Consider the following 16,382-nt stretch of genomic DNA (forward strand, 5'->3'; position numbering starts at 1 on the left):
GAATCTCGGTTGACATCCCATACTGGAGATTATGTTCGAACGCCTCGATACAGCGTGTACCCGACGAATGCGGCGATATAGGCTATCGCGACTGCCTCGGTGACGAGCGACCGCCCGAGAACGACGATCAGCCCGATGACGAGCGGCCCGGTGAGCAGGAGTGAGTCGAAAACCCGGTCGTCGGCCCCTGCCTCCAACACGGCAGACACAAAGGGGATGTCACGCGATTTCATCGGTAGACCCCTCCGCGCTTGAAGATCGTTCGGAGCATCACGAGGACCGGGATGATCTCCAGCCGGCCGATCCACATGTGGAAGAGGAACGCGATTTTCCCGATCGTGGGCAGCGAGTCAGGACCGGTAATCCCCGACGAAAGGCCCACGTTCCCCTGGGCGCTGGCGACCTCGAAGAGGACGTTCGCGAGCGAATACTCCCCCGACGGCAGTGTGAGTAACAGGAGGAACGTCCCCAAAACGAGGAACGTACTCCAGAGGACGACGATGATCGCGGCCTCCATAAATTCGCGACTCGCCTCTTCCTCGTTGAGTCGCCGATTGTTGATTTCCAGCCGACGCACTGCACTCTCGGGGTAGAACACGTCCGCAATCTGGTGGCGAATCCCCTTCACGAGCGTCAGGCCCCGAATGAGCTTGATACCGCCCGCCGTCGATCCCGCTGCCCCGCCGACGAACATTCCGAAGGTGACCGTAAGCTGGGCGTACGACGGCCACCGGCCGAGCGCGACGTTGGTCGCGTCGACGGCCGTCTGGAAGCCCGTACAGGTCGCCGCCGAGACGAACTGGAACAGCCCATACCGGAGGGCCGCAAACGGCGTCTCGTAGGGACCGGCGAAGTAGAGGAACGCCCACAGTAACGCCGACCCGATGCCCATATAGCCGAACACCCAGCGCGTCTGGAGATCCGAGTAGAAGTTCCGGAGGTCGCCCTGGAGGATGAGGTAATGGACCGGGAACGCGATGCTCCCGAGTAGCATGATCGGAATCAATACGAAGTCAATTGCGACGCTGTCGTAGGTCGCAATCGAGTTGTCCGTAATCGAGAACCCGCCTGTCGCGAGCCCCGTCATCCCGTGGTTGATCGCCCCCCAGATTGGCATCCCTGCCAGCCACAGGGCGAGAATCGACCCGAACGTGAACAGGATGAAGATCCACCAGATCGTCCGCACTGTCGAGACGATGCTCGGGTGGATCTTCTTCGAGCGAGCCTCACTCTCGTAGAGCGTCAACGAGCCACTCCCGGGGCGTGAAAGAATCGCCGTCGTCAGGACAATCACGCCGACGCCGCCAACCCATTCGGAGAACGTCCGCCACCACTGCAGCGTCCTCGGCAGCACCTCCTCGTTGTCGGTCATCGTGAGACCCGTCCCGGTGAAGCCGCTCATACTCTCGAAAATGGCGTTCAACGGCTCGGTGAACGCCGCGAGCGTCGCCGTCTGCGCCGGCGTCGAGAATCCAGGCACGCCGAGCTGGACGCTCCACGCAATCAGGAGGAACGGCAGCGAGCCGAAGATGCCCACCGAGAACCACCCCGACGCGGCAACGATCATCCCGTGGAACCGACCGGGAGCTTCCGCCCCCTCGAATCGTCGGTAGAGCACCCACCCGATGCCGAGCGGAACGAGGGCGGAGACCAGTAGCGCCGGGAGCGCGAAGTACTCGCCCCAGACGATCGGCACGACGAGCGAGATGAGCATCAACCCACCGAGCGCTTCCAGGATGCGTCCGAGGTCCCGCCCAACGGTCGCGACAGCCCCGTTCATACGTTCCCTGTGATGACTGGTAGCTGGCTCGCGCGGTGCCAGGACGAAATCATGGACACCTCACTCCTCCCGGTCTTCATAGTGGCCAAAGATGTCCGTAATCTCCGGGTCCGCACCGACGCCGGAGTAGACAGTTAGCAGATCGCCCGCCTGAATCGTCGTCTCACCGCGCGGGGTTATCGGGTGGTCGTTTTCGTCCCGTTCGATCGCCACGACGAGCATCTCGTCGGTGAGCAGCCCCGATTGGGCAGCCTCCTTGAGTGTCTTCCCCGCGATTGGTGCCTCGTCAGTGACCGTGATCTCGAACACTTCAGCATCGTCCCCGATCCGCATATAGTCGACAATCGCCGGCCGTGCCACGGCGCGGTACAGGTACTCGGCGATGAGTTGCTGGGGATTCTGCATCGTGTTCACGCCGATCTGCTCGAACAGCCCCATGTGCTCGGGATTGTGGACGACCGAGAGGATAGCGGGCACCTCGAACTCTTTCGCGAGCAGGCAGGTCATCACGTTCGTCGCGTCCTGGTCGGTCGTCGAGATGAGCGCATCAGCTTGGGCTGCCCCTGCATCGTCTAACGTGTCCTTCGACGTCGCATCGGCGTTCAGCACCAGACAGTCGAACTCGTCGGCCGCTCGATTCGCTCGGGTTTCGTCGCGTTCGATGACGACGACCTCATTCCCGGACTTGGTCGCAATATCGATGAGTGGCGTGCCGATGTCGCCGGCGCCGATGATGATGAGGTACATATAGGTTACACCTCCAGTCGCCGCAGGAGCGCTTCACGGACCGACATCGCCGACTCCTCCGGTCCGCGAGCCATCACGACCGTCTTGTCTACTTCTTCGCCGATCGTCTCCGAGAGCGACCCGAACACAGCCTGTGAAATCGCGCCGGAGCGAGTCGCCCCAACGCAGATCGTATCGTATTCCGCCGCCGCTTCCAGAATCGTCTGTTCGGTATCCTCAGCAACTCTGATCTCGGTCTCGTAGGACATATATTGAATTCCTGCGCGTTCAGCTAGCTCCTCGATTACCGCTTCACCGCGCTCGGTGGGGGAGCCCTCATCGTCAGTATCGGTTTCCGGCGACTGTACGTTGAGCAGCGTCAGCGAGGCGTCGTCGGCCGCTGCGACGAACTCCGACGCTCGCCGGGCCGCAATCGGCGCGTGTGGCCCCTCTCCTGCGAGAACCATAATGTCACCCTCGCCACGCTCACCTTCGGTGCCGAGTTTCACGAGCGTCGCATCACAGGGTGCGCGTCCGATGACGGGATCGATTGTGGATCCGAGGACGTGCTCTCGACGACTTCGGGTTCCTTGCCAGCCGAGGAGGACGTGATCCGCGTTCTCCTCCTCGATGACATCCAGAATGACTGAGCCAGCATTGCGACCGACGATCGCCCGCGTCTGCAGGCCGATATCGAGGTCGGCGGCGATATCGCGAGCGGAGTCCAGCAGTTCCTGCTGCCGTTCGACCCGCTCCTCTTCGAATTCGAGGTCCTGCGAGAGCGACGTCTGGCGGGGAACTTCGATGACGTTCACGGCGATGACCTCGGCGTTCTCGTCTTCGTGGGCATGCGCGCTGGCCGCGGCCATCCGGAGCAAGTCTTGCTCCGTCTCCGGGTTCGCGACCGGAACCACCACACGGTAGCGGTCGTCACCGTTGGCGACCGCCGTCGGTTCGGGCGCAATCGCCTCGCCGACGAGACTCTCGCTCAGGGCTCGGTCCCGCGCGTAGAGGTAGTACCAGGCGATGCCGAAGGCGACGAGTACCGTCCCGATCGCACCGACCGGTGTCGGCGTAACGGGTAGGGCGAGTTCGACCGGCCCGAACGTGACGACAGTCGGGACGAACTCGACCGACATCTGAAAGAGGACGGCCAAACACGACAGCATTCCGACGATCGGGACGACTGGATACAGGACCGACGGAATCTGGAACGCCGGGTCGTACGCCTCCGGATTCGCCCGGCGCAACACGACCACAGTGACGTGCACGAGGGCGTACGTGACGAGGTACATGAAACTCGCCACCTCGGCGAGCGTCCCGATCCCGACGCCGATGGCGATCAGCACGAGCGTGATGATCCCCGTCGCCGAGATGGCCCGGTAGGGCGTTCGGAACCGTTCGTGGACCTCGTTGAGCCAGTTGACGAGAATCCGGTCCCGTCCCATCGCGAAGTTGACCCGGGCGGCCGACAGGATGCTCGCGTTCGCACTCGAGACTGTCGCGAGGACCGCACCGACAATCATCGCGAGCGCGCCTATCGACCCCATGAATTCGGTTGCAACGTCGGCCACCGGGACCTCGGAGGTCGCGAGTGCGTCTATCGACAGGGTGCCCGTCGAGACGAACATCACACCGACGTACATCAGCGTCGGCGTCACCACCGACGCGATCATCGCAAGCGGAAGGTTTCGACTCGGGTTCTTGATCTCCTCGGCGCTGGTCGCGATAACCTCGAACCCGATGAACGTCACGTACACAGTCCCGATGGTCGCCGCGACCGCCGGCCACCCGTTCGGATTGAACTCCCCGATGGTCGGGCCACTGATGAAGCCCAGCGCGAGGAACGCGACGATGAGGCCGACGAGCGTGAGGACGATGACGTTCTGCAGCGAGCCGGTCTCCTTGACGCCGTAGTAGTTGACCGCGGTCAGGAGCGCCGCCATCACGAGGGCAGCAACAGTGATTCCGAGCTGCCCCCAGCCAGCGAGGAAGCCAATGTACTGGCCGAGGCCGGGGAGGAGATACTGACCGAAGCCGATCATGTAGAACGCCGACGCGAAGGTGAGTCCGGCCCACATCCCCCAGCCGACGATACTCCCGAAGAACGGCCCGAGGGCGCGGTTGACGTAGTAGTAGCTCCCGCCAGCCTTCGGCATCCCCGTCGCCAGCTCCGAGAGGGAGAGTGCGGCCAGCAACGAGACGATCCCACCGGCGAAAAACGAAATCATACTGGCCGGACCTGCTTGCTGGGCAGCGATGCTCGGGAGGACGAAAATCCCCGCTCCGATCATCGTTCCCAGGCCGATCGTGTACGCCTCGAGGAAACCGAGGTCGCGGGCGAGCTCCTGATCGGTTTCACTCATCGACAGTCACCTCCGTCGTGGCCGTCGCTCCGGGCGTGAGAACGCGTGCTGTATCGACCATCATTCGGTATCGTCCTCGTCTGGGAGTGCGATGACTGGGCGGTCAGCGTCGGTGACCAGCTTCAACGCTGTGTCTCCGGACAGGAATTTGACGATCCGGCTCCCGCCTCGGGGGCGGAAGGCAATCGCGCTGGCGTCCACATCAGCCGCGACGTCGATGATGGCGCCGACCACGTCCCGACGGTAGGCGGTTTCCGTCTCGGCCTCGGGAATGACCCCCCGAAACGCCGCGAACGCGTCCGCTGCCCGTTGCTCGGCCTGTTCGACGGGAATCTTGTCGGGAACCCCCTCCCCTTTCTCGATGACGTGAACGACAGTTACGCGGTCGTATTCGTACGCGTCGAGCGCCCGCGCGGTTTCTCGTGCATCCGCTTCGTCCACAACCGGGACAACGAGATGTGCTGTGAGTGAATCTGGCATATCTTATTCCTCCGTGTCAGAATGGTCGACGTCGTCGCTGCCACAATGCGCGCAGCTATCGACGTCTTCGTCGAGCGTTCGTCCGCATGTTTCACACCGGGTCTGCACGTTATTGTGGACGTCTCCGAGATACGCCCAGTGCAGTGATTCCGTGCCGTCGAGCTGGGGCTCCCGTCGGACGTGATAGAGGGAAGTGATCTCGGCATCCACGCCCTCACCATCCGGGTCGGGTGGGTGCTTTCGAACGATGGCGTAGGCACCGTGATTCTCGATGTCGAGGATCTCCCCTGCCGCGTTCGCCTCGATTTCTTCTTCGATCGGCGTTCGTAGCGCGTCGATGCGCTGCTCAACGTACGACAGGAGAGATTTCAATTCCGGGAGCTCCAGTGCGTCGATCCGCTGAATCAACGCCTCGGAGAGATCGTCCGGTGGCGTGGGCTCTCCATTCGAGTTCCCCATCGTCTTACCTCCGTCTGGGGGGAGCTGCGAAGTCATCCGGTTTGCGTGCCCATTCAGTCGAGGGACCCGACGGAAATCGTTTGAATCCGGATCTCCGACAGGGATTCCGACGGACCGTTCGCTTCCCCGAATCACTCAGCGAATTCACACTGGTTGCTGGCGCGGTGAAGGTGGTCTCTGAAGTCATATACGAAGTCATATTGCGAACCAATAAATAATCTCGGTATTAGCAAACGATAGCGTATTATCTACGCAGTTTGTTTTCTATTCGTTCGGTAGCGGCCTTAGGGCCTCTCCCACAGAATTTTCGTAGTTGAAGGGAAGATACAGAGGGGCGCAATAAGAACGTCCACCGAGAACTCAAACAGTCACGTAACGGTAATATAAAAGAGCCTGTGGAGTCAATCGCGTTGTATAAATATGCCCGTTCAAATCGATTCAGTCGACGAGCAAATCCTGTATTATCTGTCCCAGGAGGCCCGTCACACCTCTGCACCGGATATCGCAGAGAAAGTCGACGTCTCGGCACCGACGGTGCGAAACCGGATCCGACGCCTCGAGAAAGAAGGGGTGATTCGAGGCTACCACGCCGACATCGATTATCAAAAGGTCGGTGGACGGCTAACCAATCACTACGTCTGTAGTACAGGGAATCGGGACCGCGAGGAGATGGCTCAACGCGTTCTCGATATCCCGGGCGTGATCAACGTCCGAGAGATCATGTCCGGAAAAGGCGACCTCCGGATTACGGTCGTCGGGACAGATACCGACGACCTCACGCGTATTGCGCAGGGAATCACGTCACTCGGAATCGAGATCGACGACGAGGACCTAGTTCACAGAGAATACTTCCGCCCGTACGCCCCATTCGGGCCCCGCGACGAAGAAGGAGCCTCACCAGTGACCGGCGTCGCGGGGCTTGCGGGCGACGCCGATGTCGTCGAAATCATCGTGCGAGAGGAGGCTCCAATCGCCGGGAAAACGCTCCAGGAAGCGAACGAAGAGGAGCTCATCCCCTCCGATGTGCTTGTCGTCCGGATCAACCGTGACGAGGGGACCATCACCCCAACGGGAGAGACGTTGATCAAGGAGGACGATTTCGTCACGATCCATTCACGCTCAGGAGTAACTGAAGAGACACTCGAAGCCTTCACTGGGGACTAAGACAGGAGCTGAGGGTTCGCGGGCGGGCTCGATGGTTCGCGTCAGTGACTGTTTTTCTGGCGCCGGCGATGGGTGCCGGCGCACACGTGCCGGCGATGATCGATGTCGACACGGAGTCAACTCAGATTCGTCGAACGAGTGGACCAGGACGGCGAACCAACCGATAATGACCGCGTCGCACAAGTGTACCGACATTCGGACGGCTACCCGGAGAGCGTGCTTCGCGATCTTGCGCAGTTGAAGGAACTTCTCGACGCGACTCGTGCCGAGCGAGGACCGGGGTACACGGCAGCGTCGTTCGTGTTCCTAGACAAGCTCTCGACAGTCGACCTGTATCTGGATGGTGACGCAGATCGAACAATCGACGCAACACAGCCAGCGGATCTCCTCGAGCCGGACAATATGGAGCATCTTGACCAGCCGCTGTTCCTGCTCGGACACGGTGTCGAGAATCCGGCCGACGGCATCCACGGCGACGAAGAGTTCCTCTACGTCGTCGAGCTCCCGACCCGGAACCCGTTCGAGGAGCCGTCCGAGTGGACGGTCAAAGTGAGCAGTCACTCTGCGTTCCCCCGGTGGGATGGCCCAACCGAGGAAGCCTTCGAGCGGGCTAGCTGGCAGTTCCACGGCCCGCTTGAGCACGCGCTCGAAGAGCTGGTCGCTGAGGCGGCGTAAACACCGAGCCCGCTCAGATGATGCCGCCGATGACGAGTAGTCCGACGACGAGCAGCAGCGTCGCGACCACGCTCCCACCGACCAGCCACTTGTTCGCCATCGCTTTCTCGTGGAGGGGCATGTCGGCGTACTCCTCGCGGAACGCTTCGAGGTTCTCCTCGTCGTAGAAGTACTTCGTCTTCAGCGCAAACCGTTCGGTCACCGCACAGCCCGTACAGACCGGTTCGCCTTCGAGCCGCTCCGTTTTGGTGTGGCTGGTGCAGGCGATTGCCCCGCAGTTCGGACAGTAGGTGTACGTCTCGTCGCCGCTCGTGTCACAGTGGACGCACTGATGGATGCCGTCCTCGGCGGTCACTCGTGACGGGCCTGCCGCGTAGTACTCGTAGGGGTAGGTGTACTCCTGGAGCTCGGTCGTCTGTCGAACCTCGGGGAGGTACACTGGTTCGATCGACTGGACAGAGATGTCCGAGCGGTTCGGCTCGCAGGTCTTGTTGTACGTGACGTTGTTGTCGCCCGTGTAGGTCACCGTCGTCGTGTGGTGCTGCTGGAGTCGCTCGACGGCCCACTCCTTATACTCCGTTTGGGTCTGCCCGAACCGGCGCTCCTCGACGTCGTCGAACACCTCCGCGAACTGCTCGGCGTCGAGGTCGACCGTCGCGTGGAGGTTCTCGGTGACCAGCGTCGCGACATCCTCGTCGACGACCTGCGGCTGCCCGCGTTCGGCGTGGGCCACGAATCGCGTCCGGTCGTTGATCCGGTGGATGACGCCCACAGACGTCTCGAAGACGGCGTTCGTGTCCGCGGTGACCGCGACCACCGGGCGGAACGTCACCGCCGAATGCCGTTCTGGGAGATCGGCAGCCTCGATGTTCTCGATATCGCGGAACGCCTCCATGACGGGCGCGTCGACGTCGGCGGCCGGGTCGTGCGGGCGGAGCGTCTCGTCGCAGAGAATCTCGATGCGACCGTTGTAGAGGTCGAGGCCGATCTCGTCGGCGATCTCCCGGAGGTCCTCGCCATCGAGCAACTCGATTGGATGGGGATCGTCGTTCTGCTGGAGGCGGTCGGCGTACTCCTGGGCGGGATTCGTGAACCGGCCGGTCGTGACGACCATCCCGCGTTTGGGGCCGTCGAAGTCGAACGTCGCGATCGCCGAGTGGAGCTTCTGGACGACCGGCCGTCCGACCGTCCCCGTGTGCTTGCACTCGACGATGATCGCACGCCGCGTGCCGTCGACGACCTCCTCCATGATGACGTCGCGACCCTCGTCAGCCGTGCGGTCGGCCTGGCGGACGTTCTCGTAGCCGAGGTTCCGGAACACGTCCTCCATCACGTCTTCGAACTCGAACCCCGAGAGATCGTCCAGTACAGCCATCCTCAATTATGTGGACAGTACGTTGCAACTGCCAAATACGTTGCCGAACGCTACGCCGTCCTGTTTGTTGAACCCCAGAGAGGGGTGCGGGGGTCACCGAACCGCCCGCGAGCAACGATGAACGGGAATGTACCTGTAGCAAGTTCGGAATCGGTTCCAGTCGCATCGCCCGGTCAGTCTCACCGAGACGCAGTCGAGTACGTCGGCTTCCGCGTCGACGGCCAAGCCGTCGTGCTGAACCTCTCGGAGCATCGGCGACTCTCCCTCGAGGGCAGTCTCGACCTCGTCAACCACAGTCCGAGCGGGTTCGAGTGGGGGTACAGTGGTAGCGGGCCCGCCCAGCTCGCGTGCGCGCTCCTCCTCGACTACTACGACGATGAACAGTTCGCCCGTGAGCACTACATCGCGTTCCGGAATCAGGTGGTCTCACAGCTGGAGTGCGACGGTGCAGTGGCGTGCTGGCACCTCACTGGCGAGGAGATCGACACCGCAATGGCGACCCTTACCGACGACGTCGTCGCGCTCGCGGACGGCGGACGGCCGTCACCGTCGCTTCCCGAGAACTGGCGAACCGTCTCTCGCCCGGACCGGCGGGTCTTCCAGCGCGCTGATCGCGACCACTACATCGTACTCGGGGATGGAAGCGACGAGTGGCTGGTCGTGCTCTGCAGCCAGGGTGACCGAGCATATCCAGCCCCGCTCGCACATCGGATGGTTACCGAGGAGGCTGACGTAGAACGGGTGATCCAGGAACTTGCAGAAGAGAGCAACAACCTCATCGAGCCCCCGGAGGGGGAGCACTGATGGAGACGCTTCGGCTGGCGCGAGCCACCCACCAGCTCCTCGAACGTGGTGTCGAGGCGCTTGAGAAAATCGGGCGCGAACTGGAGCGATACAACGACCGACAGGAGCGCACCGACGACACCGACTCGTGATCGAAACTCACTCTCTAGACCTAATACGGAGTACCGGCTTCCAATATACGCCTACCCCCGAGGGGTGCTCGTGTCCCATCCATCGGGAAGGCCAGCCGGTCACGGCGCCGCTCGGTTTGCGGTTCGCAGAGCGCGTCCATATCGAATCGATCCCGCGCCATGTCGCCGGCGCGATCTACGAAGCACATCACTCCTATATGGACGATGTCCCCCGGACGAATCTCGTCCATCACGGACTCTGTTACCAGAACCAGCTACTAGGTGCGATTACGTGGCGCTATCCGCTGATTCGCTCGCTGGAGTACGACGGGACGCGATTCGAGGGCGACGAAATCGTCGAGGCAGCACGGATTTGCATCGGCGTCGATTTCCCCAATCTCGCCTCTGCCGCCCTCGCCCGGTCGATGGAACAGTTCGTGCGTCGGCACGGTCGGCGACGAGGCGTTCGGCTCCTGCTGACGTTCGTGCGAGCCGACTTCGACGGCTCGATGATCAAAGCGCTCAGAGACAAGGGCTGGCACTGTGCCGGTAAAACGGATCCCGGCCAAGCAGGAAATCGCCCCGATAAGCAGATCCGAGAGCAGCCAAAGTGGCGGTTTCTCTGCGAAGTTCCAGCTGAGTCCGACCGGGAACAGGCCTCACTCGGGAGGTGGTCCCCGTGACCACGAATGCCAGTCTCGATGAATTCGTAGCGGAGGCTGATTCGGCTTGCCGGACAGATGACGGCCCATCGGTCGTTGACCAGCTTTTGAAACCGGTATCGCCGTCGCTCGGACTACAGCTCGTTCCCGGCAGGGGTGACCCAATATACCTCCAAAACAGGGGGACCGAACGCTACCTGTTCCGAGATGACCACGAGCGATGGTTCATCCTCCAGCCCTCAGCCAAGAAATCGGTCGACGACTTCGTTCGCTGGGTGTATCTCCCCGAGGACAAGCCAACCGAGATCGCCCGAACAGCGATGGGGCAACGGACGGTTCTCGGCTACAGGTACGTTACGCGGAGCGAGGCCCCCGAGCCGGTGGCGACGACGGTGACAGCGATGTTCGTCAGCGAGCCTTGGCCCGATGCCACCTACGAGTGTGGATCCTGTAGTAGAGAGTTCGACTCACCGCATAGTCACGCTCGGCATTGCTGGGAAGCACACCCCTGGGTTCCAAATCCTGAGCAGGTCCGGCGTCGACGCCCTAACACCAAGTAGAGACAGAGCCGTGTTCCCCCACTAACTAGGGACCAGGTTAACCAACAATCAGCCACTTCTTACGCTGGACGTTGGTTAATATAGATGCCCTTGCGATGGTCGCCCTATGTGATGTGAGAGCGACTTCAATCTAATACGCTCAGAGCGGTCCGCCTACGATGGTTTGTGGACGCCGAGGCTTTCCTGAATTCCGAGTCCAGGTGTGGTCGCAAGCTTCACTACGAGATCAGCCACGCTCTTGCGTGACACCTCCGCAGAGGGATTTTTGAACGCCTCGCCCTTCTCGGTCGTCCCGTAGTCGATCTCATCTCGGTCGTTGAGCCATGCCGGCCTGAGAATCGTGTAGTCGAGATCCGATCCCTCGATCACGTCGGCTGCATCACGGTAGGGGTCGAGAACACTGCCAAAACTCTCGCCCGAGGCTTCATCGTAGATCCCCATAGAGGTGACAAAAATCAGGCGTTTGAGGCCGAGTTCTTCCATCGTCTCCGTGATTACGCGGGCCTGATCACCGAGATCGCCTGCGAGGTTCGCGTAGACGACGTCTTGCCCTTCCATCGCCGCTTTGAGCGTGTCCTGGTCGAAGACATCACCTTCAACGAGCTGAACGCGGTCGTGATCGCGGAGCGCGCTGAGACGCTCGGCGCGACGGAGGTAGAGGGTGAGCTCGACATCCGTCTCTTCGAGGAAGAGTTCAGTTGCGATACGTGCGATTTGTCCGTGAGCGCCGAGGATGAGAACGTTGGTCATTATGAGATTTGAGTGCCGTGTAAAGAGGGCTTTACGCGCTCTCGAAACGGAGAGATACAGGACTACTCGTGCCCTTCGACCGGCACCGGTTCGTACGGCTCTTCGAGGTACTCGATATCCGAGTCCGAGAGATCAATATCGAGTGCTTCGACGGCGTCCTCTAGGTGTTCGACGCTCGTCGTGCCAACGATCGGTGCATCGACAGCATCCTGCTGCAGTAACCAAGCTAGCGAGATCTGCGCCATCGTCACGCCTTTCTCCTCGGCGAGTTCCTCAATCCGATTGTTGATTTCGCCGCCACCACCCGCTCGATAGATCGCTAACCGGTCGCTCCAGGAGTCTGCATCGTTACTCCCTCGTTCGGTCGATTCGTATTCTTCGTGGGGACGAGCCCCGTATCCTCTAGCCAGCGGGCTCCACGGCATACAACCAATTCCTTCCTTCCGACAGAGTGGAAGCATCTCCCGCTCTTCCTCGCGGTAGAAGAGGTTGTAGTGGTTCTGCATCGTCGCAAACCGCTCGAGGCCAAGACGGTCGCTGGTATGTAACGCGTCTTGGAATTGGTGTGCCCACATCGACGACGCCCCAATGTACCGGATCTGGTTGCGGCGGACCGCGTCGTCAAGTGCGCGCAGTGTCTGCTCGATGGGTGTGTCGTAGTCCCAACGGTGAATCTGATAGAGGTCAATGGTGTCCATCCCCAACCGGTCCAGAGAGTTCTGGAGTTCCTGCTCGATGGCCTTCCGAGAGAGCCCGGACGCGTTCGGATGGGGTTCATCCTCGTCCGACATGAGATTCGTGGGGAAGAACCCCTTCGTCGCAACGACCTGCTCGTCGCGGTCGTACTCCAAGAGGACATCCCCAATTATCTCCTCGGACCGTCCGTTCGAGTACGCGTTCGCGGTGTCGAAGAAGTTGATCCCGAGGTCAATCGCTCGTTCGATGATCTCGCGCGAGTCCTCCTCGTCGAGGGCCCACTCGTGATGCTCATTCGACCCGAAGCTCATGCCGCCGAGACAGATACGGCTGACTTCCATTCCGGTCGAACCGAGGGTTGTGTATTCCATGGTTAGAGACAGAAAGAGAAATGAGTGCGACTCACTTGGGTTCGATACTATCTGGAAAGCGTCTTTATGTACCCGCGTGAGTCGAGCGTTGCAGTGAGCAGTTGGCGCTCACCCCGACGGAGGAGATCCGACATGGAAGGTTGTGAGATACCGAGTTCATCCGCGAGTTCCTCGGCGGTGGTCTTGCGTGGCCGTTCGTAGTAGCCACGGGAGAGTGCGAGGGACAGTGCTTCGTGCTGTCGCTCTGTCAATCCGTACGGTGAGTCGTCCTCGAAGGACATCGAATCGTGGGTGAGAGCGACGATCTCGATTGAAATACCGTTCTCCTCGCACGTCGATTGAAATTCCTTAAGCGCGGTGTAGTCCTTGAAGAGCTTCTCCTCGTACCACCCCTCCGAGGTGACGAGTATCGAATCCATCAACGCTCCATCGGTGCTCCCGTCGAACGCGTCCGCAATCTTCTCGTTGAGCTCGACAGTCAGTTTGAAGATCGTCTTCCCGCTCGACTGCCCGAGTGTCGTCACCTCGACCACTTCGTCGAGCGTCACGAGACGCTCTTCGGACAGGTCTTCCCCGGTGTCGATTTGGATGATGAACAGCTGGCGGTCCGGCTGGAGGCTGAGTCCGTGTATACACTCGATTTCGCCGGCATGAGTAGCTTCGGCGATACTGACGAGGGGCAGCGACGGCGAGCTGAGATGGAGGTTGGTGGTAATCGTCATAGTGAGGTGCTGCGGTGGGAGATGGGGCGAGTGGGTTAGATGTCGTATTCGACCTCGCTCAGTTGTTTCACCATCTCCGGGTCGCGGTGGCTGAAGAACAGGCTCTCACCTTCGTTCAGGCCCGAGATTTTCTCCATGTCTTCGGAACTCAATTCGAAGTCGAAGACATCGAAATTCTCCGTGATTCGCTCCTCGTGGACAGATTTCGGAATTGCAATGACATCGCGCTGAATCAGCCAGCGAAGCACTACCTGAGCGGCCGTCTTGCCGTACTGGTCGCCAATCGACGTCAGGACATCGTGCTCGAAGATGTTGTTCTGCCCCTCAGCGAACGGCCCCCAGGACTGGTGCTGGATGTCGTACTCGTTGAGGAACTCTGCGTCCTCTGTACGCTGGTAGAATGGATGAGTTTCGATCTGGTTGACCGCGGGGACAACGTCGTTGTGGACGATCAGGTCCATCACGCGGTCGGGGTGGAAGTTGCTGACACCGATTGCCCTGACCTTGTCTTCGTCGTAGAGGTCCTCCATGGCCTGCCACGACCCGTGGACGTCGCCGAACGGCTGGTGGATCAGGTACAGGTCTAGATAGTCGAGGCCCAGTCGGTCAAGTGACCGTTCGAACGCCTCTTTCGTGCTCTTGTAGCCGGCGTCTTGAACCCAGAGCTTTGTCGTGACGAAGATGTCCTCTCTTGGGACGTCGCTGTTCTCGATTGCGCTGCCGACGGCCTCTTCGTTCTGGTAGGCTCCTGCGGTGTCGACCAGCCGATAGCCGGTATCCAGCGCCTCAGAGACGCTCTGCTCGCACACATCGAGGTCGTCTATCTGATACGTGCCGAAGCCCAGAATGGGCATCTCTACGCCGTTGTTGAGTTCGACGGTCGGATAATCCATGATTTGTACTCAATGTAAACCAACCCCTCCTATCGATTAACTCCAGTCCTATTTAGAAAGCGTATTTAAGTCATCTCCTCCCCAACTCGGTCAAGTCGATCGGCGTGTCTTCCATCTACGGAGCTTCTTGAATAGTTAGTTCGCCGTCGTCCGGCTCCGCGAGGAAGTATACGTGACTGAATGGCTCGTCAGCATCTTCAGCGGTGCCGTGCCAGTGTTCCTCGCCAGGGTCAAAGACGATAAGATCCCCCTCAGATACCTCTTGTTCACCCTTACGATTGCCGACCATCCCAACACCGGCGGTGACGTAGAGAATCTGGACGCCGGCGTGGGCATGGAACTTGGTTCGCTCTCCCGGCCGAAAGGTCACTTCTGCAGCGGTGACACTGGTCTCGTCAAACGGACTTTCGACCCCTGCAGATACGAGCGGTGAGCCCTCTTGTACCGGGTGGTCGGATTCCTCTCGACTTGCGGACGGAAGGTTCGTCACATCCATAGCTCATCTATGATTGACGCGGTCAATTCCTTCAGAACGATGCTATCAAGAAAGCCTGTTTAAGCGACTGTATCTGACGCAGACTCTCCTTTGGAGAGAGGGACGTTCTTGACCACCAGCGAAAACATCTCAAACGACAGTACGAGCCGAAAACAAGAACCCCTGATAGAATTCGATCCTGACTCTTTACTCTTCGATCTTCACCAGCGTCTTGATTGCCTCCCGCTCATCCATTGCCTCGTACCCCTCGGGAACGTTGTCGAGATCGACGGTCTTCGTGAAGATCGGAGACGGATCGAGAGTGCCCTGAAGTACGTCTTCCATGAGGTCATCGATGTAGTTTCGCACGGGAGCGCCACCGCCGTTAAATGAAACGTTCTTGAAGAACAGCGGCTGGACGAAGTCAGCAGACCCGACGTGCGGAACGCCGACATACCCGACAGTTCCACCGGGACGAGCCACCTGAGCAGCGGTTTCCAACGAAGACTCTGCACCGACGCATTCGAGGACGTGATTTGCCCCGCCGTACGTGAGTTCCTGAACTTCTTCGACAGCCTCCTGGCCGCGACTGGAGACGACTTCGGTCGCGCCGAAATCACGGGCAATTTCGAGACGATCCTCGTGGTGCCCCATCGCAATAATCCGCTCCGCTCCGAGGCGCTTCGCTGCGAGAACACCACACAGCCCGACCGCACCGTCACCAACGACTACTGCGGTATCTCCTGCCTCGACGTCCGCACAGACAGCGGCGTGATGACCCGTTGCCATCACGTCCGTCAGCGGGAGGAGGGATTCGAGGACGTCCTTGTCGTCGGCGTAGCGGTCGGGAACGCGAACGAGCGTCCCGTTAGCAAGCGGGGCGCGAAGCTTCTCGGCCTGTGCGCCACCGGTCTCACCGTCTGGTCCCCAGAATCCACCGTTCACACAGGACGTGTGAATTCCTTTCCGGCAGAACTCGCATTCCCCGCAACTAATCGCGAACGGGGCAAGCACGCGGTCGCCCGGCTCGACGTTACGGACGTCTTCACCCACTTCTTCGACGATTCCCATCGGCTCGTGGCCGACAGAGACACCGGGTTCGTGGTCTTCCTCGCCTCGGTAGAACCAGAGGTCGGATCCGCATACTGCGGTATGGGTAACCCGGATGACTGCGTCTGTCGGTTTCTCGATTTCTGGCTCAGGTTTTTCTTCGACACGGATATCGCCCGGACCTCGGTAGACTGCTGCCTTCATGAGTACACTCTATTGTGGGAGCCTTTACGGCATGGGGCTGGTGCTATCCAGAAAGGCGTT

Annotated in this window: 19 protein-coding genes; 6 read left to right on the forward strand and 13 right to left on the reverse strand. The window is 60.4% G+C overall.

Going from position 1 to position 16,382, the window contains the following annotated elements; all coding sequences use genetic code 11:
• Positions 1–29 precede the first annotated feature (29 nt).
• Genes ACY9XZ_RS19885 through ACY9XZ_RS19910 form a run of 6 tightly spaced genes read right to left on the reverse strand, consistent with a single transcriptional unit; the run spans position 30 to position 5,811 of the window.
• A complete protein-coding gene (locus ACY9XZ_RS19885) occupies positions 30–233 on the reverse strand; it encodes a hypothetical protein (protein WP_463458724.1) in 204 nt (67 codons plus the stop codon).
• Entirely contained in the window at positions 230–1,780 is a 1,551-nt protein-coding gene (locus ACY9XZ_RS19890) for a TrkH family potassium uptake protein (RefSeq protein ID WP_144906807.1), read from the reverse strand. The genes ACY9XZ_RS19885 and ACY9XZ_RS19890 overlap by 4 nt, the downstream gene beginning before the upstream one ends.
• 60 nt (positions 1,781–1,840) lie before the next feature.
• On the reverse strand, positions 1,841–2,527 hold the full coding sequence (locus ACY9XZ_RS19895; RefSeq protein ID WP_173230987.1) for a potassium channel family protein: 687 nt from the start codon (positions 2,525–2,527) through the stop codon (positions 1,841–1,843).
• Positions 2,528–2,532: 5 nt separating this feature from the next.
• Positions 2,533–4,872 carry an amino acid permease gene (locus ACY9XZ_RS19900; protein WP_463458725.1) on the reverse strand — a complete coding sequence of 780 codons (2,340 nt, stop codon included), beginning with the start codon at positions 4,870–4,872 and terminating at the stop codon, positions 2,533–2,535.
• Positions 4,873–4,932: 60 nt separating this feature from the next.
• Entirely contained in the window at positions 4,933–5,352 is a 420-nt protein-coding gene (locus ACY9XZ_RS19905; protein WP_463458726.1) for a universal stress protein, read from the reverse strand.
• 3 nt (positions 5,353–5,355) lie between these two features.
• Complete coding sequence (locus tag ACY9XZ_RS19910) at positions 5,356–5,811, reverse strand: zinc ribbon domain-containing protein (RefSeq protein WP_463458727.1); 456 nt, start codon at positions 5,809–5,811, stop codon at positions 5,356–5,358.
• A gap of 420 nt (positions 5,812–6,231) precedes the next feature.
• Here ACY9XZ_RS19910 and ACY9XZ_RS19915 point away from each other — a divergent pair, with 420 nt between their 5' ends.
• Together ACY9XZ_RS19915 and ACY9XZ_RS19920 are read left to right on the forward strand one after the other, a co-directional pair.
• Positions 6,232–6,975: an Lrp/AsnC family transcriptional regulator gene (locus ACY9XZ_RS19915; RefSeq protein WP_095637910.1), complete on the forward strand. Its 744-nt coding sequence runs from the start codon at positions 6,232–6,234 to the stop codon at positions 6,973–6,975.
• Positions 6,976–7,077: 102 nt separating this feature from the next.
• A complete protein-coding gene (locus ACY9XZ_RS19920) occupies positions 7,078–7,650 on the forward strand; it encodes a hypothetical protein (RefSeq protein ID WP_463458728.1) in 573 nt (190 codons plus the stop codon).
• 13 nt (positions 7,651–7,663) lie between these two features.
• On the opposite strand, the gene ACY9XZ_RS19925 is transcribed toward ACY9XZ_RS19920, so the two are convergent.
• Positions 7,664–9,025: a restriction endonuclease gene (locus ACY9XZ_RS19925; protein WP_463458729.1), complete on the reverse strand. Its 1,362-nt coding sequence runs from the start codon at positions 9,023–9,025 to the stop codon at positions 7,664–7,666.
• 117 nt (positions 9,026–9,142) lie between these two features.
• Here ACY9XZ_RS19925 and ACY9XZ_RS19930 point away from each other — a divergent pair, with 117 nt between their 5' ends.
• From ACY9XZ_RS19930 to ACY9XZ_RS19945, 4 genes are all read left to right on the forward strand, one after another.
• Positions 9,143–9,829, forward strand: coding sequence for a DUF6166 domain-containing protein (locus ACY9XZ_RS19930; protein ID WP_463458730.1), 687 nt, complete (start codon positions 9,143–9,145; stop codon positions 9,827–9,829).
• Entirely contained in the window at positions 9,829–9,960 is a 132-nt protein-coding gene (locus tag ACY9XZ_RS19935; protein ID WP_008458061.1) for a hypothetical protein, read from the forward strand. The genes ACY9XZ_RS19930 and ACY9XZ_RS19935 overlap by 1 nt, the downstream gene beginning before the upstream one ends.
• Positions 9,961–10,157: 197 nt before the next feature.
• Positions 10,158–10,622 carry a hypothetical protein gene (locus tag ACY9XZ_RS19940; RefSeq protein WP_188884125.1) on the forward strand — a complete coding sequence of 155 codons (465 nt, stop codon included), beginning with the start codon at positions 10,158–10,160 and terminating at the stop codon, positions 10,620–10,622.
• A complete protein-coding gene (locus tag ACY9XZ_RS19945) occupies positions 10,619–11,161 on the forward strand; it encodes a hypothetical protein (RefSeq protein ID WP_463458731.1) in 543 nt (180 codons plus the stop codon). The genes ACY9XZ_RS19940 and ACY9XZ_RS19945 overlap by 4 nt, the downstream gene beginning before the upstream one ends.
• Before the next feature lie 153 nt (positions 11,162–11,314).
• Here ACY9XZ_RS19945 and ACY9XZ_RS19950 read toward each other — a convergent pair whose 3' ends face one another.
• The 6 genes from ACY9XZ_RS19950 to ACY9XZ_RS19975 all read right to left on the reverse strand — a co-directional run bounded on the left by ACY9XZ_RS19950 (position 11,315) and on the right by ACY9XZ_RS19975 (position 16,322).
• Positions 11,315–11,911, reverse strand: a complete 597-nt coding sequence (locus tag ACY9XZ_RS19950) for an NAD(P)H-binding protein (protein ID WP_463458732.1) — start codon at positions 11,909–11,911, stop codon at positions 11,315–11,317.
• Between the two features lie 62 nt (positions 11,912–11,973).
• Positions 11,974–12,978 carry an aldo/keto reductase gene (locus ACY9XZ_RS19955; RefSeq protein WP_463458733.1) on the reverse strand — a complete coding sequence of 335 codons (1,005 nt, stop codon included), beginning with the start codon at positions 12,976–12,978 and terminating at the stop codon, positions 11,974–11,976.
• Positions 12,979–13,025: 47 nt separating this feature from the next.
• Entirely contained in the window at positions 13,026–13,700 is a 675-nt protein-coding gene (locus ACY9XZ_RS19960) for a helix-turn-helix domain-containing protein (RefSeq protein ID WP_463458734.1), read from the reverse strand.
• A gap of 35 nt (positions 13,701–13,735) precedes the next feature.
• Positions 13,736–14,593, reverse strand: a complete 858-nt coding sequence (locus ACY9XZ_RS19965) for an aldo/keto reductase (protein ID WP_463458735.1) — start codon at positions 14,591–14,593, stop codon at positions 13,736–13,738.
• Positions 14,594–14,708: 115 nt separating this feature from the next.
• Positions 14,709–15,089 carry a cupin domain-containing protein gene (locus tag ACY9XZ_RS19970; protein ID WP_463458736.1) on the reverse strand — a complete coding sequence of 127 codons (381 nt, stop codon included), beginning with the start codon at positions 15,087–15,089 and terminating at the stop codon, positions 14,709–14,711.
• A 186-nt stretch (positions 15,090–15,275) separates the two neighbouring features.
• On the reverse strand, positions 15,276–16,322 hold the full coding sequence (locus ACY9XZ_RS19975; RefSeq protein WP_463458737.1) for a zinc-dependent alcohol dehydrogenase family protein: 1,047 nt from the start codon (positions 16,320–16,322) through the stop codon (positions 15,276–15,278).
• Positions 16,323–16,382: the final 60 nt, after the last annotated feature.

This window comes from Haloarcula sp. HT12 (assembly GCF_055271655.1).

What these genes read in the sequence shown, in the direction of transcription:
- ACY9XZ_RS19885 (WP_463458724.1), bottom strand. Translation starts at nt 233, where the DNA reads ATGAAATCGCGTGACATCCCCTTTGTGTCTGCCGTGTTGGAGGCAGGG.
- ACY9XZ_RS19890 (WP_144906807.1), bottom strand. Translation starts at nt 1,780, where the DNA reads ATGAACGGGGCTGTCGCGACCGTTGGGCGGGACCTCGGACGCATCCTG.
- ACY9XZ_RS19895 (WP_173230987.1), bottom strand. Translation starts at nt 2,527, where the DNA reads ATGTACCTCATCATCATCGGCGCCGGCGACATCGGCACGCCACTCATC.
- ACY9XZ_RS19900 (WP_463458725.1), bottom strand. Translation starts at nt 4,872, where the DNA reads ATGAGTGAAACCGATCAGGAGCTCGCCCGCGACCTCGGTTTCCTCGAG.
- ACY9XZ_RS19905 (WP_463458726.1), bottom strand. Translation starts at nt 5,352, where the DNA reads ATGCCAGATTCACTCACAGCACATCTCGTTGTCCCGGTTGTGGACGAA.
- ACY9XZ_RS19910 (WP_463458727.1), bottom strand. Translation starts at nt 5,811, where the DNA reads ATGGGGAACTCGAATGGAGAGCCCACGCCACCGGACGATCTCTCCGAG.
- ACY9XZ_RS19915 (WP_095637910.1), top strand. Translation starts at nt 6,232, where the DNA reads ATGCCCGTTCAAATCGATTCAGTCGACGAGCAAATCCTGTATTATCTG.
- ACY9XZ_RS19920 (WP_463458728.1), top strand. Translation starts at nt 7,078, where the DNA reads ATGTCGACACGGAGTCAACTCAGATTCGTCGAACGAGTGGACCAGGAC.
- ACY9XZ_RS19925 (WP_463458729.1), bottom strand. Translation starts at nt 9,025, where the DNA reads ATGGCTGTACTGGACGATCTCTCGGGGTTCGAGTTCGAAGACGTGATG.
- ACY9XZ_RS19930 (WP_463458730.1), top strand. Translation starts at nt 9,143, where the DNA reads ATGAACGGGAATGTACCTGTAGCAAGTTCGGAATCGGTTCCAGTCGCA.
- ACY9XZ_RS19935 (WP_008458061.1), top strand. Translation starts at nt 9,829, where the DNA reads ATGGAGACGCTTCGGCTGGCGCGAGCCACCCACCAGCTCCTCGAACGT.
- ACY9XZ_RS19940 (WP_188884125.1), top strand. Translation starts at nt 10,158, where the DNA reads ATGGACGATGTCCCCCGGACGAATCTCGTCCATCACGGACTCTGTTAC.
- ACY9XZ_RS19950 (WP_463458732.1), bottom strand. Translation starts at nt 11,911, where the DNA reads ATGACCAACGTTCTCATCCTCGGCGCTCACGGACAAATCGCACGTATC.
- ACY9XZ_RS19955 (WP_463458733.1), bottom strand. Translation starts at nt 12,978, where the DNA reads ATGGAATACACAACCCTCGGTTCGACCGGAATGGAAGTCAGCCGTATC.
- ACY9XZ_RS19960 (WP_463458734.1), bottom strand. Translation starts at nt 13,700, where the DNA reads ATGACGATTACCACCAACCTCCATCTCAGCTCGCCGTCGCTGCCCCTC.
- ACY9XZ_RS19965 (WP_463458735.1), bottom strand. Translation starts at nt 14,593, where the DNA reads ATGGATTATCCGACCGTCGAACTCAACAACGGCGTAGAGATGCCCATT.
- ACY9XZ_RS19970 (WP_463458736.1), bottom strand. Translation starts at nt 15,089, where the DNA reads ATGGATGTGACGAACCTTCCGTCCGCAAGTCGAGAGGAATCCGACCAC.
- ACY9XZ_RS19975 (WP_463458737.1), bottom strand. Translation starts at nt 16,322, where the DNA reads ATGAAGGCAGCAGTCTACCGAGGTCCGGGCGATATCCGTGTCGAAGAA.